Here is a 15960-nt window from a genome sequence, read left to right as displayed (position 1 = left end):
GTCAGATCGGCGAATAGATGTCGACCAGCTGTTGCCCGACCGGCGGCTGCTGCACCTCCGTCAGCCGCCCGCGGCCGCCATAGGAAACCCGCGCTTCCGCGATCTTCTCATAGGAGATTCGGTTATAGGCGTCGACGTCGCGCGGTCTGACGATCCCCGCAATGTTGAGAATGCGCAGCTCGTGGTTGACGCGCACCTCCTGCGAACCGCTGATCACCAGGTTGCCGTTCTCCAGGACGCCGGTGACGACGGCGGCGACGGAGAGACGCAGTTGTTCCGAGCGCGCCGTCGAACCGGAGCCGTTGGTCGACGTGTTGGAGCCGAAATTGATGTCGGCATTGCCCTCGCCAACCTCGCCGAAGATCTCGTAGGCCCCGCCAAGGCCGATGCCGCTCTCGTTCACGCGGCTGCGCTCCGTCTCGTTGTCGAACGCCGCCCGGTCGTTGATGAAGATGTCGACGGTGAGGATGTCGCCGACATTGAGCGCGCGCGCATCCTTGAACAGCGCCGACTGGCTGTCCTGCCACAGCGAGAAGCTGCGATTGGTCGCCAGCGGCTGCTTGGGATAGAGCGCCATTTGCGGCGTCGCGCCATAGGTAAGGCCGCTGCCGACCGGGCTCATCGACGGCGCACGCCCGATCTCGTTGAAGGTCTGCGATCCGCAGCCGGCAAGCGTTGCACTGAGCGCGATCGCGAGGATGGCGGGTTTCATGTCGGGTTCCTCGAGGTGGTTTCGTCGCCGGCGCTGGCAATCACGCTCGTCAGCGTCGCCGCGACCTTGGTGTCCATCTCGTTGAGGATCTGGCCGGCCATGCGCGGGTTGAGTTTCATCAGGATGGCGGCGGCCACTTCGGCGCTCACCAGTTCCAGCCGCTCGGCGGCCGCATCGGGCCGCATGCCCTTGTAGATGTCGACAAGGCCGTCTTCGGCGAGCTTGAGGAAGTCGTTGCGCCGTGTCAGCCAGTCCTCGTATTCGGCGCGCCGTGCCTCAAGAACCGCGATCCGGTCGTCGATCTCGCCCTGCAGCGTTTCGAGATCCTGGCGCTGCAGCGCATAGCGCTGGTCGCGCGCCGCATCGGCGATGTTGCCGCAATAGGCCTCGATGTCGCGCTCGATCGCGCTCTGTTCGCTGGCCGCGTCCAGCCCCTGGGCGAACGCCACGGGCGAAAGGCCGGTAATGGCGGCAACGAAGCCGGCAAGAAAAAGACGCGAAACGGTTGCCGCAAGGGTCATTGCAATACGAGCTCCGCCTGGAGGGCACCGGCCGATTTGATGCCCTGGAGGATGGAAATGATGCCGTCCGGCTTGACGCCGATGCTGTTGAGGCCGCCGACCAGCGTGCGCAGGTCCGGCCCGTCGATGATCGCCACCTGCCCGCCCTCGGCATCGGCGTAGATGTCGGTCCGGTCTTCGATCGCCGTCTGCCCGTCCGAGAACGGTGCCGGCTGGACGATGGTCGGCGCCTCGTTGACCCTGACGGTCAGCGTCCCGTAGCTGACGGCGACCTCTGAGATCCGCACCCCGTGGCCGATCACGATGGTCCCCGTGCGCTCGTTGACGACGACGCGCGCCGGCGCGTCCGTCTCCACTCTCAGTCCCTCGATCTCGGCGAGGAACCGCGTCAGCGAAACCGATTGCGGCAGCGCCACCGCGACCTCCACCGAATCGCGCGCTTTCGCCGTCACCGCGCCGTAGCGCTGCCCGGTATAGGCGTTGACCGCGTCGGCAACCGCGACGGCGGTCGAGAAGTCCGGATTGCGCAGCTGGAACACCAGTTCGCCCGCACCCTCGAAGGTCGCGGCGACTTCGCGTTCGATGATGGCCCCGTTCGGCACGCGCCCGGCCGTCGTCACGCCTTGCGTCAGCGTCTGCGCCTGGCCCTCGGCCTGAAAGCCCGAAACGATCACCCCGCCCTGCGCGACGGCGTATATCTGCCCGTCCGCACCCGACAGCGACGTCATGACAAGCGTCCCGCCGCGCAGCGAGGTCGCATCCCCGAGCGAGCTGACCGACACGTCGATGCGCGAGCCGACGCTTGCGAAGGGCGGCAGGTTGGCCGTCACGAGAACGGCGGCCACATTGTTGGCGTTGGATTGGCCGCCTTCGGTCGCGATGCCGAGATTTTCCAGCATGGCGCGCAGCGACTGGTCGGTAAACGGTGCATTGCGCAGGCCGTCGCCCGTTCCCTGCAGCCCGACGACAAGGCCGTAGCCGATAAGCTGGTTGTCGCGGGCGCTTTGCACCGAAGCGATGTCCTTGATGCGCGACGCCGCCTGCGCCGTCATGCCCGCAGGCACGAACGCGACCAGCAGGGCGAGTGTGATCCAGGCTCGGATCATTGGGCCACCACCTGAACGCTGCCGTCGGCCATCACCGTGCCGGACACCGTCACGCCCGTATCGGTGTTGCGCACCTTGATGAAATCGCCGATGGCGGCGGATTGCAGCGGGCTGCCCGAGGCGGTGATCGTCAGTCCGGCATTGGAGAAGACCAGCCGCACCGGCGCTCCGCGCTCGACGGCATAGGCCTCGCGCACGGCCGAGATCGGGATCACCCGGCCTGGCAGAAGGGTCCGGCGCGCAACCGCGTCCCTCAAGTCTTCCAGCGACGAGACATAATCGGCCCGCACGTTCGGATTGGTCACCGCGACCTCGCGCAACAGCGCCACGTCGATGGCCTGGCCGGGATAGATCACCTCGTTGGGCACGATCGCCACCGGCTCGGACGCTGCAGCCGCCAGCGGCACCATCACCACGGCGGCGGCGAACCACCGCCCGATCGTCAGTTTGAAAGCGCCCATCGCCATTACGCCGGTCCTATCGAATGCCCTGCGAAACGACCGAGGCCATCTCGTCTGCCGCCTGGATGATCTTGGAGTTCATCTCGTAGGCGCGCTGCGCAGAGATGAGATCGGTGATTTCCTTCACCGGGTCGACGTTCGAAGCTTCCAGGTAACCCTGCTGGATCCGTGCGAATCCCGGATCGTCCGGCGCCCCGACGATCGCCTCGCCCGAAGCGGGCGTCTGGCGGAAGAGATTTTCGCCGAGTGGTTCGAGACCGGCTTCGTTGACGAAGTTGGATATCTCGAGCTGGCCGAGTTCCTCCAGTTCCGGCTGGTTCTCGATCCGCGCGAACACCTGTCCCGACTTGCTGACGACGATGTCGCTCGCGTTGTCCGGCACCACGATCGCCGGCGTGATCCGGTAGCCGTCGGCCGTCACGATCTCGCCTTCTGCATTGGTGTTGAGGGCGCCGGCGCGGGTATAGAGCGTGTCGCCTTCCGCGGTCTCCACCTGGAACCAGCCACGGCCGATCAAGGCGAGGTCGAGCTTGTTGCCCGTCGAGACGAGCGAGCCCTGGATATGCAGGTTGCGCACTGCCGTCGTCTGAACGCCGAGCCCGACATGCGCACCTTCCGGCACGATCGCCTGGTTGGCGCGGTTCGGCACGCCCTGGTGACGCTCGACCTGGTAGAGCAGATCGGAGAACTCGGCACGCGAGCGCTTGAAGCCGGTCGTGTTGATGTTGGCGATGTTGTTGGAGATCACCTCGACATTGAGCTGCTGGGCGTTCATCCCGGTTGCGGCGATGGCAAGAGCTTTCATGAGACGCGATCCTTAAATCTGCATACGACTGATTTCGAGGTAGGCCGTGACGATCTTGTCGCGGATGGCGATGGCGGTTTGCAGTGTCTGCTCGGCCGACATGACGGCGTCGACCACTTCGCGGGTCTCCGCTTCGCCATTGATGCCTTGCAGCGAGACCTGTTCCGCCGTGCGCAGATTGGCGGCCATGTCGCCGGCGATGCTGGCGAGGGTCATCTGGAAATCCCCCGGCTCGGCGGCAGCGCTGCCGGCCGCCCCAGGCAGGTTGGTGATGTTCGACGAGGAAGACGACGCGCTCTGTTGCACGCCGTCCAGCTGGCGCGTGAAGGAAAGAGCGGAAACGTTCTGAACCGGCCCCGTCACCATTATTGCGTCCTCAGAAGATCGATGGTCATGGAGACGAGTTCGCGCGCCTGGCGGATTGTCTGCAGATTGGCCTCGTAGGACCGATTGGCCTCGCGCATGTCCGCCATTTCGATCAGCACGTTGACGTTGGGCATCTTGACCATGCCGTTCTCGTCCGCCGCCTTGTTTCCGGGGTCGTATTCCAGCGAGAAGTCGCTGGTGTCTTCCTCGACCGAGTTGACGTTGACCATGGATGCGCCGGACAACCGGTCCAGTTCGGCGGCGAAGCCGACGATCTTGCGCCGGTAGGGATCGCCCCCAGGCAATTCGGCCGTCGACTGCGCGTTGGCCAGGTTTTCCGACACGACACGAAGCCGCGTCGATTGGGCATCAAGTCCCGAGGCAGCGATCTTGAGGGATGCGATAAGCGGGTCGACCATAATCACCTCTGGACTGTCATCAGCATCATGCGATGGAAGGAGCGCACCAGGCCGGTATTCATCTCGAACTGGCGACGGATCTCGCCGGACTTGATCAACTCGTCGGCGACGGTGACGCTGTTGCCGGAAACCTGCAGATCGACACCGTCTTCCACCCGCTCCGAGCGCACGGAGTTGCGCATGGAATCCTCGACGAAATGGGCCGGATGCGTCGCCGCCATCCGGTTTCCGGTCGTCGCGAGGACCTTCTCGAAAGGCTCGACATCCTTTGCCGCATAGCCCGGCGTATTCGCATTGGCGACGTTGCCGGCAACGACGGTCTGGCGCACTGAAAGCCAGTGCGCCTGCCGTGAGGCGAGGTCGAACAATTGAATCGGGTCCATACGCATCTCCGCTTCGTTGCGACGACCCTAGGCCGCCAATCTTGCGCGGGACTTGTCGGCGGATGGACGGGGCGCCTCAGCGCGCGATCACGTCTCCGTCAGAGGTGACGATGACCCACTCGCCTTCCCGCTTTTCCAGGCGCGCCAGGCGGCTGTTGTCGGGAAGCACCGAGCCGATTCGGACAATGTACATGCCGGCGCCGTTCTCGATCAGCGCCCGGCCGTTTGCCACATGCAGCAGCCGGAATGGCGAGCGCGAGGAAGGAAAGGGCTGATCGAGCGCACTGTCATCCGTTTCCGCCGGTGCCGCCTGGGTGGGAACGGTCGCCGTCATCAGCGGATCGAACGTTTCCGACGTTTCGCTGTCCGGGCTGTCTTCGACCAGCGGTGAGGCGTCCAGCAGCGTGCGGCCGGGCCATTGGGCAAGCCCTTCGCTGCGTGAATAGACCATCGGCTTCGGCCCGAATTCCTCCTGATGCAGAAAGACGTACCAGGGAAAGAACGCGGCGAATGCTGCAAGTGACACCCCCCCGGCCATGATGACCCGGTCGGACGTCATCAGCCGGCGATACCAGGGCGTTTTCGGTGGCAGCGGAGGATGCGGATGTGTTGGCTTCATCGTTTTGCTTTCGGCTGCTGCGCTTCACCCGGCGCGCCAGTATTGCCGCCAATGCCGGCGGCCTTTTTCATCTCTCGGGCCAGATCATCGAACGCGTCGGCGGCCAGCGGCGCATCCGGCATCTGGCGCAGCACTTCGTAGATCACCGGCACCTGCTTGACGGCCATGTCCATCTCCGCATCGAGGCCCGGCTTGTAGCCGCCGATGAGCCGCAGATCCTTCGTCTCCTCGAAACGATGGATCAGCGCGCGTAGCCGCGAGACGAGCTTTTCCTCGTCGCCAGCCCAGGCCTTGCGCGCCAGCCGCGAGATCGATGCCATCGGGTCGATCGGCGGATAGCGCCCTTCCTCGGCAAGCGTGCGGCTCAACACGATGTGACCGTCGAGGATTCCGCGCGTTGCATCGGCAACGGGGTCGTTGTGGTTGTCGCCATCAACGAGGATCGAGACGATGGCTGTTATGGAGCCTGCATCCTCGCCGCCGGGTCCGGCGCGTTCCAGGAGCTTCGGCAATTCGGTGAACACCGACGCAGGATAGCCACGCGCGACCGGCGGCTCGCCGGCCGCAACGCCGACCTCGCGCACCGCGTGGGCAAATCGCGTGACGCTGTCGACGATCATCAGCACGCGCTCGCCGGCATCGCGGAAATGTTCGGCGACCGCCATCGCGGTCAGCGGCGCCAGACGGCGCAGCATCGGCGATTCGTCGCCCGTCGCGACCACCGCCACGGTCTTCGCCATGTCGGAGCCGAGTGTATCCTCGATGAACTCGCGGACTTCCCGCCCCCGCTCACCCACAAGGGCGATCACCACCTTGTCGAACCCGTCCCCTTGCGCAAGCATGGACAGAAGCGTCGACTTGCCGACCCCGGATCCGGCGAAGATGCCGAGGCGCTGGCCGTAGCAGAGCGGCGAAAAGATATCGATGGCGCGCACGCCGGTGCGCAGCGCCGTGTCGATGCGTTTGCGCCCCATGGAGGGCGGCGGCGCCGCCATCACTGACCGCCGTTCGTTGCCGTTCGTCAGCGGCCCCTTGCCATCGATCGGCACGGCCATGGCATTGATCGTCCGGCCGCACCAGGATGCATCCGGCGCGATTCGAAATGCCCCGCGCCGAAAGACCCGGTCGGATATGCCGATCGCCGCGCCCGATTCGATCGGGCAGACGATGACCGCTTCGGGTTCGACTTTCACGACCTCGCCGAGATGCGCGCCGGTGCGGCTTTCATGAACGACGAAATCGCCAAGGTGGACGTGGCGCGATAGGCCGGTGACGGCATAGTGCCCGGTGGTGATCGCGCTCACCCGCCCGCCATGGCGAACCGCATGGTCCGGCCCGGCAAACCTGCGCGCGGCAGCGGCGAGTTTGCTGAGATGCGGCGAGGTCGACGCCCCCGTGGCCGCCTCACCGGACAAGGCCGGCCTCCATCATCATGTGCGCCCGCCCAGCGTTCGGATGGCTTCCTCGGTGGTTGATTCCGAAGCGCGCATCAAGGCGGACGCGTTCTCGAACGCGCGCGTCACCATGATCAGACGCGTCATCTCGGCCACCGGGTTGACGTTGGATTGTTCGACATAGCCCTGCACGACGCCCGCATCGAAGCGGTCGACGATCGGCTCGGCTTCACCATCGGGAATGATGGCGCTGTTCTCGAAGCGACGGTAGTTCGAATTGGGGTCGAAGGCGAAGAGGCCCAGAGCGCTCACCTGTGCGCCGTTCTGCAGCAAAGTGCCGTCGTTGCCAGCTTCCGGCGGACCGGCCAGTGGATCAAGCTGGATCGGCGCACCGCCGGCATCGAGAACCGGGTATCCGTTGAGCGTAACGAGCGCGCCTTCCTGCGTCATGGTGAACCGGCCATCCCGCGTCAAAGCCTGACCAGCCGGTGTGTCGATAGCGAACCACCCCTCGCCCCGCACGGCGAAATCCAGCGAATTGCCGGTCTGGTTCAAGCCGCCGTTTTCGGTCGAGAGATAATTGCTGCCAGACGAGACGAAATCGACGTCGGCGGGCCGCCGCCGATCAACGAGCGACTCGAATTTCACCTCCGTGGAGCGAAAGCCGACAGTGTTCGCATTGGCGACATTGTCCGCGAGCGTGGTCAGCCGCTTTTCGAGCGCGATCTGGGCAGACAGCCCGACATAGAGCGCGGTATCCAAATTACCGGCCTCCCAGTTTCAGAGTGTTGAGCGAGAGCATGAGATCGGGCGAGATGCCGAAGCTTGTCTGCTGACCGATGAGCGAGCTCGCGTCGAAGCTGCCCGCGCTCGGGTTCGCGACCTCCCACATGGTGGTGAATCGATCGAGGAACCGGGAGAGTTTCTCCGTATCCTTGAAGTCGTCGAGTGAGAACTGCTTCTCGAAGAGCTGGACCTGCTTGTCGATGTCGCTCGCGGCGACCTCCGGCGGCAGTCCAAGCGTCGTGCGCACCACTTCCGCCAGCGCATCGTCGGCGAGGATCTCGTACATGTTGTCGAGACCCGGTGCCATCCGCTCGAAGTAAAGCGCAAGCCGCACACCTGCGTTTTCCTCGCCCGCATTCTGCTCCAGCGTCTGGCGCATGTATTTGGAGACTGTGCCGAGCCGCGCGGCCTCCGTGCCCGTTGCCGCCGCGCCCAGCGCCTCGAAATCGAAAGCGCGGGCCAGATCCCTGTAACGACTGTCGGTCAGCTTGTTGGCGAAGCTTTCCTCATTGGACACGCCTTCCGTCAAAACCTTGCGGATGAAGGCCTTTGCATAGGCCATGTCTTCCAGCCCGTGCGCCTTCAAAACGTAATTGTAGAGCCGGTTGTCGGACATGAAGTCATCGACCGACTTCACCGTTTCGATCGTGTCGCGAAAATACTGCGTCTCGCGCGCCACCATCGGTTCCGCCGCGACACGCTCGATTGAGCGAGGCATATCCGCCGCAAGCAGCTTGTAGCTTGTATAGGTGGTCGTCACGCCAGGCACCGCCGATCCGTTGGAGCTCGATGCGTTAAGGCACGCGCCATGCCGCATCATGATTGGCGAAGGTAGCGGGAGTTGCTTGCGCGAAGCTTGTTCGGCGAAAGCGCGCGCACGGCGCATCAGCCAGCTTCACGCAAGCCACGCCGTCTAGGCAGGACAGGCTAAGGCGACACGCGGGAATTCACATGAACATCATCATCGGCCTGGTTCTGACTTTCGGCTCCATCCTCGGCGGCTTCATGGCGATGGGCGGGCATCTCGACGTGCTCATGCAGCCATTCGAGCTGGTCATCATCGGCGGCGCCGCGCTCGGCAGCTTCATCATGGCCAACCCCTTGAAGACCATCAAGGATACCGGAAAGGCGATGATGGAGGCCTTCAAGCACAAGGTGCCCAAACAGCGCGAATATCTCGACACGCTCGGGGTGCTCTACACGCTGATGCGCGACCTGCGCGCCAAGTCCCGCAACGAAATCGAGAGCCACATCGACAATCCCGACGAGTCTGAGCTGTTCCAGGCCGCGCCGACGGTCCTCAAGAACCGTGAGCTCACTGCGTTCATCTGCGACTACGTCCGCCTCATCATCATCGGCAATGCCCGCTCCCACGAGATCGAGGCGCTTATGGACGAGGAAATCCATACGATCACGCGCGACAAGATGAAGCCGTATCACGCGATGTCGACCGTTTCGGACGCCTGCCCGGCGATCGGCATCATTGCCGCCGTGCTCGGCGTCATCAAGGCAATGGGCGCGATCGACCAGTCGCCGGAAATCCTGGGCGGCCTCATCGGCGCTGCCCTCGTCGGCACCTTCCTGGGTATCTTCCTGTCCTATTCCGTGCTCGGGCCGCTTGCCACCAACATCAAGATCGTGCGCGAGAAGCAGAACCGCCTCTACGTCATCGTCAAGCAGACCTTGCTCGCCTACATGAACGGCTCGGTGCCGCAGGTCGCGCTCGAGCACGGCCGCAAGACGATCTCCGCCTATGAACGGCCTTCGATCGATGCGGTCGAGCAGGAGATGATGAACCCCGGCGGCGAGGCTAGAGCGGCCTGATGACGAGCGCAGTGCAACCCCGCATCGACGCCCGTTTACTCGCGCGCATGACCGGCCAGCTGGGTGATCGCAAGACGATCGCCGGCATCGTGACCGCCATCGGCGAAGCCATCTGCGCGCCGTTGACGCAGAAGATTTTCCAGGCGACCGCCATCAAGCTCGACTGCAGCCTCGCCGGTGCAACCGAGGGAACGCGCGCCGAGATGGCGGCACCATTCGATGGCAAATCCGCGTTGTGTGAAACGACGCTGACGGAGTGGTCCGACGATGTGGTGCTCGCCTGCGACGGCGGCCTCGTGATCGCCGCGACCGAACGCCTGCTCGGCGGGACAGGCGCAGCGAAATCGGCCGCGCGGCCGCTTTCCGATATTGAGCGCGACGTGGCCTTCGTTCTGTTCGAGGCCTTTGCCTCGGCGCTGGGTACGACGGTCGGCGCGACGGGGCATGAATGCGGCTTCGCCTTCGACGGCCCGCTGAAGCGCGAGTCGGATGCCCGCGAAGATGCGTACGCCGCAACGCTCCGCCTTCTCGTCGAACTCGACGGCAGGACCTATGCGCTGCAAGCCGTCTTGCCTCAGGACATGCTCCTCAAGACGGTGATCCAAAAGCCGGGCGCGCCCGAGGGTACGTCGCAGCGGGCCCCGAAATGGGTCGAGCAGCTGACCCACAAGGTGCACATGTCGCATGTCACGATGCAGGCCAACGTGGCGCTCGCGCCGGTCACGCTGTCGGCTGCCTCCCGCCTGCAACCGGGTGACGTCCTGCCCTTTGCCGACGAGAAGGATGTGCGCGTGCTGCTCAAGGCGAATGGCAAGGACCTCTACTGGTGCGAGTTCGGAAAGGCCGGCAATCGCTACATGCTGCGTCTGCAGGATCGCTACGGCAGCGAAGAAGACTTCATCCGCCAGCTGACCGGCTGACGACCCGAACCCTGCCGGGCGGCGACCCGGCCCAGGAAATGTCGAAATAAGGGGAAGACGCAATGGGTGCGAACCCGAACAAGGCCAAGCTCGATACCGATGATACGGCGGCAGACGACCCGTTGGCAGCCTTCGAAGCGGACGGCGATCCCGCGGTTGGCGATTTCGGCGCCGATTTCGAGGACGCTCCATCCGCCCTCGTCCTCAGCGACAAGGACGATGCCGCCGACGATATCGACGCGCATATCCCCGAGACGAAGGCAGGCCCCACCAGCACCGGCGCACCCAACCTCGATCTCATCATGGACATTCCGATCGACATGCAGATCGTGCTCGGCACGAGCCGCCTGCCGGTATCGGGATTGATGAACCTCACCGAAGGTTCGTTGATCGGGCTCGACCGCAAGATCGGCGAGCCGGTGGACATCATGGTCAACGGCCGTCTGTTCGGTCGCGGTGAGATCACCGTTCTCGGCGAGGAAGATACCCGGTTCGGCGTCAAGCTGATCGAGGTCATGGGCGACGTCAGGAAATAAGGTTAGCGGGTATGGAAGCGATCGGCGAGTACGGCCAGGCGGCAACGACCACACAATTGAACAAGGCACAGAAGGCGGCAGCCATTCTCATCGCCATGGGCAAGCCGATCGCCGGCAAGCTCCTGAAATACTTCGCCTCGTCGGAGCTTCAGCTGATCATCGCCAATGCCCAGACACTGCGTTCGGTGCCGGCCGACGAGTTGGAAGTGCTGGTCAACGAATTCGAGGACCTTTTCACCGAAGGCGCCGGCCTGATGGACAATGCCAAGGCCATGGAAGGCATCCTGGAAGAAGGTCTTCCGCCGGACGAGGTCGACGGCCTGCTTGGACGCCGCACGCCCTTCCAGGCCTATGAAGCTTCCGTCTGGGACCGGCTGCAATCCGCCGAACCCGAAATCATCGGCAACTTTCTGGCAAGCGAGCATCCGCAGACCGTCGCCTATATCGTCTCCATGCTGCCGCCGGCCTTCGCCGCCAAGACGCTGTTCCAGCTTCCCGAAGCCAAGCGCGCCGACATCGTTCATCGAACCGTCAACATGAAGCAGGTCAATCCTAAGATCGCGGAGATCATCCACAAGCGCGTGGTCGATCTGGTGGAATCGCTCGAAGCGGAAAAGAACTCCGCAGGCACCAACAAGGTGGCCGACATGATGAACGAGCTCGCCAAACCGCAGGTCGACGCGCTGCTCGGTGCGCTCAATTCAATCTCGTCCAAGGATGTCGAGCGGGTGCGCCCGAAGATCTTCCTGTTCGAGGACATTCTGGAGATGCCCGCTGCAAGCCGTGTCACGCTGTTCGACGACATCTCCAACGACATCATCACGGCTTCGCTGCGCGGCGTCGGGTCGGACATGCGCGAATGTGTGCTGTCTTCGATCGGCGCAAGGCAGCGCCGGATGATCGAGACGGATTTGTCCGCCGCTGGCGGCTCTGCCCGCGACAGCGAGATCGCAAGACGCTCGATCACGCAGGAAGCGATCCGCCTTGCGGCAGCCGATCGAATCGTTCTCAAGGAACGGCGCGAGACTCTCGAAGCGGCCTGAAGCCGGATGGCCGGCACGGCGGCCCTTTGATCGTCGAAACATCGAAGGGATGGCGGCCGGATGTCGGAAGAGCAGGACAAGGACAGCAAAACCGAGCAGCCGACCGAAAAGAAGCTGCGCGATGCGATGGAGAAGGGCAACATCCCCTTCTCCCGCGAGGTGCCGATCTTCGCCTCGGCGCTGGCCATCCTGGTCTTCTTCGTCTTCTTCCTGCCGATGGGCGCCAAGAGCCTGACGGGATCGCTGGTCGACATATTCGAAAAGCCCGAGGAATTGCGCCTGACCACCGGGCAGGACGCGGTTTATCTTTTTCATCACCTCTTCTTCGAGACGAGTGCCGTGCTGCTGCCCGCATTCGCGCTGATGATGGCCTTCGGCATAGCGGCCTCCATCCTGCAGAACGTGCCCCGCCCGGTGCTCGATCGTGTTCAGCCCAAGCTCTCGCGGGTGTCGCTCGGCAAGGGGCTCGGCCGCATCTACAGCGCCCAGGGCATGGTGGAATTCGCCAAGTCGGTGTTCAAGATCGTGGTCGTGTCCGCGATCATCGCATTTGCCATGATCGACGACTTCTTCTCATGGCTGCAGGCCATGTTCGTCGATCCCTCCGCGATCCTGTCCCTGATGTCCTCGACGGTGGGCAAGATCCTGGTGATTGTGTTGCTGGCGACCGCCGTCATCGCCGTGGTCGACATCCTGTGGACACGCTTCCATTGGCACAACGAATTGCGCATGAGCCGCCAGGAGCTCAAGGACGAGTACAAGCAGAGCGAGGGCGATCCGATCGTCAAGTCGCGCCAGCGCTCGCTTGCCCGTGACCGGGCCCGCAAACGCATGATCGCCGCGGTGCCACGCGCGACGCTGGTCATCACCAACCCGACGCACTACGCGGTGGCGCTGCGCTATGTTCGCGACGAAGGCGGCGCGCCGCTTGTCGTTGCCAAGGGCCAGGATCTCATCGCGCTCAAGATCCGCGAGATCGCCGAGGACAACCAGATTCCGATTTTTGAGGAACCGCCGCTCGCGCGCTCCATTTTTGCGCAAGTCTCCGTGGATAGTGTGATTCCCACGGAGTTCTACAAGGCCGTGGCGGAACTGATCCACCAGGTCTATTCGAAGTCCGAAGCCAAGACCGTCAGCAGGTGAGCAGACCACGATGATGTCATCAGCATTTACCGAGGAACGCGAAAAGATCGTCGCGGACGCCTTGAGGCCGGTCGCCAGCGAGCTGCGCCTGATCGATGCCGGCGATCTGATCTCCATGTTGAAGTTCGAATGCTATGGCGATCTGACCGATCTGGTCGCCTCGGCGGCGGAACTCTATTTCCAGCCCGGAACCGTCAAGCTTGGCATTGGTGGCGACTATTGGCTGGACTGGGGCACCCATCCGCGCGTCGTGCTCGATCTGGAACTGCGTCCCGCCGGCGTGACGGTCTATACGCGGTTGACGCTCGAGGATGCCACGGCCGGCGTCGAGATCAGCCACATCGCCTTTGACGAGCCGGCCGACGACCCTGTCGTGAACACGCTGCTTCTGGCCGAAAGCCTGACGCATGCCCGTTTCGTCGGCCCGACCGACCCGCTGACGCACTACGCAAACTGACAGCCCGCCTCGCCGAATGGTCCGCACGGCGGGCATCTGCCGCGAATATATCGCCGGCAGACCGCATCCGCTTGAAGATGATGCACCTCTAGGCGAGATAGCCGAGCCGGATCGCCTTGGCGATCGCCTGGATCCGGTTGACGGAGTCGAGCTTGGCCGTGGCAGTGCCGAGATAGGCATTGACGGTATGCACCGACAGCGTCAGCCGCTCTGCGATCAACTCGCTCTTCAGGCCCTCGCCCGCAAGCTGCAGACATTCCAGCTCGCGGTCGTTGAGGTTTTGTCGCGGCGCCGATTTCTTCAGAGCCATCGCCAGATGCGCCTTCAGCACGCCGTAGCTCTTGCGATGCAGCTCCAGCACCCGGTCGCAATCGAGCGAAAGCCGGTCGCCGACGAAGACCGAGGCGCCGTTGCCGAGGCCGCCGAGCTTGACCGGGAAGACGATTATCTCCTGGCCATCGAGCGCGGCTTCGAGCGCCTTCGTCGGTCTGAGTGCCAGGACGCAGCCTGCCAGCATGGCAAGGTCCGGTCGCCCGCCCGAAAGCGGCAGGATCGCCTCATCCATATGTGACATCAGCGAAGGCGCAAGCTGCGCCATCATCCGCTCGCACGGCGACGTCGAACTGGCCACGACCACCGCCGTCTGGTTGCTGCTGCGGCTGGCCAGAGCCCCGACATGCAGGACGAAATGGGCCGTCGCGCCGATCGACGCCGCCATCGACCGCATGTCTTCATCCGCATCCGATGCGCCAGGAGCGCCCGCTTTGTGCTTGAGCGCCCATGCACCGTTGTGCACCCGCCCGGGATTGATCTGCATGTTCATGACCGCATTCCCCTAAAGGTTCCCCGTAAACCAGGCATCGTACCGCTATGATGCCCCGCATATGTCCCTGTCGCCGGCGCCGCCCCGCGCCTTTGCTCAGATCAGTCCGTTGCGCACCGCGTAAGCGATCGCTTCCGATCGTGTCTTGGTCGAAGTCTTGCGCATGATGCTCGTGATGTAGTTGTTCACCGTGTTGCGCGAGATGCCGATGATCATCGAGATCTCATCGCTCGTCTTGCCTTCCGCGATCCAGTTCAGGCACTCGATCTCCCGATCCGTCAGGTCCAGCACGCTCTCCGGCACGAAAGATGCCTGGTCGAAGCGTGCCGCATAGTAGGCTCCAATGAGGGCCGCGTCGTGCAGCCGGTCCTGTGCCCTCACGACGTCGTCGCGAAAGAGCAGCACCAGCATCAGCCGCGCCTGTCCCGCATTGAAGGTGACCGCGCAGTAGGTGCGGCTGAGATGTGCGGGAAACCGTATGCCCGCGCCGCATCGCACGAATTCGGGCTCCATGGCTGCCATGCAACGCTCAACCTCGTTGCGCTTCGACTGCTGGCGAGCAACGACCGCGCCCAGCGAGCGCAGCAGGTCGAAAGGCCAGTTCGACGATACCACGTAGTCGTAGCCATCCTCGGCGAACACGTCGTAACGTGCGAGCAGATAATGTTCCGCACCGACGAAGGCCGATAGCAACTCCAGCCCGGCAGCGATCTCGTTGCGCTCGACTGTCAACTCAAGCTTTTGCAGCAGCTCCGTACGGCCGATCATGCGCATCCGCCGCGTGAACCGCCCACGCGGCCCTCTCCGGAATCGTCGATCGATGACGCTGCCATTGCGTCAATAATGCCCAGCACCCTCGGCTCCCTCGCCAGGTCGTGTCGCCAAACGCTTTAACGCGAGACCGGAACGCCGCAGGTCATATGATTCGCCCGCCTGAGGACAGGTTAGGTACGCGGACTCCTGCTGTCCACTACCAACTTCAGACATTCACATCCGCAGGTCGTCGCATCTGACTGGCGAAGGGGGATGATCCGAAGCCGCCGACCCGGCGTAGTGAGCGCACCAACGCTTCGCGCGAGCCGCCATCCGGCAAAAGGATGGGGGATCAGTTCATGAATCATCACGATCTCTACTTGCGCAGAAACAAATGACGTAACATTAATTCGAGCCGGAAGACGACATCTTGGCAGCAGGGGGGCCATTTGTTCGGATTAGCCGAGAAAAAGACCACGCGAGACGAAGACGACCTTTTGGATGTCGTTGGCCAGCCGAACGTCAATCTGCTGTCCGAATTCTGCGTTGTCGACCATTGGTCGGCCAACCTCGCCAACGCCATGCTGAAAATGGGGGATCAGGCCAAGACGTTCCACCAGCTGGACCCCGCGCGCGAGCGCTTCGGGCTTCTGGAATTCGTCCGCTGCTACGACGGCGATCGGCAACGCCGGATCATCCAGCTGTTCGAGCACGCCGCATTCGAGAACCGGCCGTTCCACTTCACCGCCACACTTGGACCGCCCGATAGCCGGCGCGCAGTGCAGTGCTTTGGCTCCCATCGAACGGTCGAAGGCACCGCGAGCGGCGAAGAGCTGTTCGGCCTCTTCGTCTTTTCGCGCGATCTCTACACCGATCTGTGAAAAGCGGC

Annotated in this window: 21 protein-coding genes; 7 read left to right on the top strand and 14 right to left on the bottom strand. The window is 63.5% G+C overall.

The genetic code is table 11. The features are described 5' to 3' along the window. Window position 1 precedes the first annotated feature (1 nt). The 12 genes from flgH to CN673_RS00545 form a co-directional block, all read right to left on the bottom strand. A complete protein-coding gene (gene flgH, locus CN673_RS00600) occupies window positions 2-712 on the bottom strand; it encodes a flagellar basal body L-ring protein FlgH (protein WP_099863968.1) in 711 nt (236 codons plus the stop codon). Beyond that, a complete protein-coding gene (locus tag CN673_RS00595) occupies window positions 709-1233 on the bottom strand; it encodes a MotE family protein (RefSeq protein ID WP_099863967.1) in 525 nt (174 codons plus the stop codon). The genes flgH and CN673_RS00595 overlap by 4 nt, the downstream gene beginning before the upstream one ends. Continuing rightward, on the bottom strand, window positions 1230-2285 hold the full coding sequence (locus CN673_RS00590; protein ID WP_245409767.1) for a flagellar basal body P-ring protein FlgI: 1056 nt from the start codon (window positions 2283-2285) through the stop codon (window positions 1230-1232). Before CN673_RS00590 ends, CN673_RS00595 begins: the two co-directional genes overlap by 4 nt. A gap of 50 nt (window positions 2286-2335) precedes the next feature. Next, window positions 2336-2806 carry a flagellar basal body P-ring formation chaperone FlgA gene (gene flgA / locus CN673_RS00585; RefSeq protein ID WP_245409721.1) on the bottom strand — a complete coding sequence of 157 codons (471 nt, stop codon included), beginning with the start codon at window positions 2804-2806 and terminating at the stop codon, window positions 2336-2338. Between the two features lie 10 nt (window positions 2807-2816). After that, window positions 2817-3605, bottom strand: a complete 789-nt coding sequence (gene flgG / locus CN673_RS00580; RefSeq protein WP_099863965.1) for a flagellar basal-body rod protein FlgG — start codon at window positions 3603-3605, stop codon at window positions 2817-2819. A 12-nt stretch (window positions 3606-3617) separates the two neighbouring features. Next, on the bottom strand, window positions 3618-3968 hold the full coding sequence (gene fliE / locus CN673_RS00575; protein WP_099864957.1) for a flagellar hook-basal body complex protein FliE: 351 nt from the start codon (window positions 3966-3968) through the stop codon (window positions 3618-3620). A gap of 2 nt (window positions 3969-3970) precedes the next feature. Next, a complete protein-coding gene (flgC, locus tag CN673_RS00570) occupies window positions 3971-4390 on the bottom strand; it encodes a flagellar basal body rod protein FlgC (protein ID WP_099863964.1) in 420 nt (139 codons plus the stop codon). A gap of 2 nt (window positions 4391-4392) precedes the next feature. Further along, window positions 4393-4773, bottom strand: coding sequence for a flagellar basal body rod protein FlgB (gene flgB, locus CN673_RS00565; RefSeq protein WP_099863963.1), 381 nt, complete (start codon window positions 4771-4773; stop codon window positions 4393-4395). A gap of 76 nt (window positions 4774-4849) precedes the next feature. Beyond that, complete coding sequence (locus CN673_RS00560; protein WP_099863962.1) at window positions 4850-5392, bottom strand: flagellar protein; 543 nt, start codon at window positions 5390-5392, stop codon at window positions 4850-4852. After that, window positions 5389-6807: a flagellar protein export ATPase FliI gene (gene fliI, locus CN673_RS00555; RefSeq protein WP_099863961.1), complete on the bottom strand. Its 1419-nt coding sequence runs from the start codon at window positions 6805-6807 to the stop codon at window positions 5389-5391. Before fliI ends, CN673_RS00560 begins: the two co-directional genes overlap by 4 nt. A gap of 15 nt (window positions 6808-6822) precedes the next feature. Beyond that, on the bottom strand, window positions 6823-7548 hold the full coding sequence (flgF, locus tag CN673_RS00550) for a flagellar basal-body rod protein FlgF (protein ID WP_099863960.1): 726 nt from the start codon (window positions 7546-7548) through the stop codon (window positions 6823-6825). Between the two features lies 1 nt (window position 7549). Continuing rightward, on the bottom strand, window positions 7550-8332 hold the full coding sequence (locus tag CN673_RS00545; RefSeq protein WP_099864956.1) for a DUF1217 domain-containing protein: 783 nt from the start codon (window positions 8330-8332) through the stop codon (window positions 7550-7552). 191 nt (window positions 8333-8523) lie between these two features. Between CN673_RS00545 and motA the strand changes: the two genes are divergently transcribed. The 6 genes from motA to CN673_RS00515 all read left to right on the top strand — a co-directional run bounded on the left by motA (window position 8524) and on the right by CN673_RS00515 (window position 13495). Then, window positions 8524-9396 carry a flagellar motor stator protein MotA gene (gene motA, locus CN673_RS00540; RefSeq protein WP_099863959.1) on the top strand — a complete coding sequence of 291 codons (873 nt, stop codon included), beginning with the start codon at window positions 8524-8526 and terminating at the stop codon, window positions 9394-9396. Next, complete coding sequence (locus CN673_RS00535) at window positions 9396-10316, top strand: FliM/FliN family flagellar motor switch protein (RefSeq protein ID WP_157928743.1); 921 nt, start codon at window positions 9396-9398, stop codon at window positions 10314-10316. The genes motA and CN673_RS00535 overlap by 1 nt, the downstream gene beginning before the upstream one ends. 62 nt (window positions 10317-10378) lie before the next feature. After that, window positions 10379-10852 (top strand): flagellar motor switch protein FliN, encoded by a 474-nt coding sequence (gene fliN / locus CN673_RS21530; protein WP_306456947.1) that lies wholly within the window; start codon window positions 10379-10381, stop codon window positions 10850-10852. A gap of 11 nt (window positions 10853-10863) precedes the next feature. Continuing rightward, window positions 10864-11895, top strand: a complete 1032-nt coding sequence (locus CN673_RS00525) for a flagellar motor switch protein FliG (protein ID WP_099863955.1) — start codon at window positions 10864-10866, stop codon at window positions 11893-11895. 60 nt (window positions 11896-11955) lie between these two features. After that, window positions 11956-13038 carry a flagellar biosynthesis protein FlhB gene (flhB, locus tag CN673_RS00520; protein ID WP_099863953.1) on the top strand — a complete coding sequence of 361 codons (1083 nt, stop codon included), beginning with the start codon at window positions 11956-11958 and terminating at the stop codon, window positions 13036-13038. A gap of 10 nt (window positions 13039-13048) precedes the next feature. After that, window positions 13049-13495 carry a BspJ family T4SS effector nucleomodulin gene (locus CN673_RS00515; RefSeq protein WP_099863950.1) on the top strand — a complete coding sequence of 149 codons (447 nt, stop codon included), beginning with the start codon at window positions 13049-13051 and terminating at the stop codon, window positions 13493-13495. An 88-nt stretch (window positions 13496-13583) separates the two neighbouring features. Here CN673_RS00515 and CN673_RS00510 read toward each other — a convergent pair whose 3' ends face one another. Next, window positions 13584-14318, bottom strand: coding sequence for a helix-turn-helix transcriptional regulator (locus CN673_RS00510; protein WP_099863948.1), 735 nt, complete (start codon window positions 14316-14318; stop codon window positions 13584-13586). 96 nt (window positions 14319-14414) lie between these two features. Continuing rightward, window positions 14415-15086 (bottom strand): transcriptional regulator VisN, encoded by a 672-nt coding sequence (gene visN, locus CN673_RS00505; protein ID WP_245409720.1) that lies wholly within the window; start codon window positions 15084-15086, stop codon window positions 14415-14417. Window positions 15087-15520: 434 nt separating this feature from the next. On the opposite strand from visN, the gene CN673_RS00500 reads away from it, so the two are divergent. Then, complete coding sequence (locus CN673_RS00500) at window positions 15521-15952, top strand: hypothetical protein (protein WP_099863943.1); 432 nt, start codon at window positions 15521-15523, stop codon at window positions 15950-15952. The last annotated feature ends 8 nt before the right edge of the window (window positions 15953-15960 follow it).

Origin of the sequence: Neopararhizobium haloflavum (assembly GCF_002750855.1) — a bacterium.
Classification (GTDB): Bacteria; Pseudomonadota; Alphaproteobacteria; order Rhizobiales; family Rhizobiaceae; genus Georhizobium; species Georhizobium haloflavum.
Note: the sequence above shows the minus strand (reverse complement) of the source record. Positions and strands in the feature narration are given on the sequence as shown.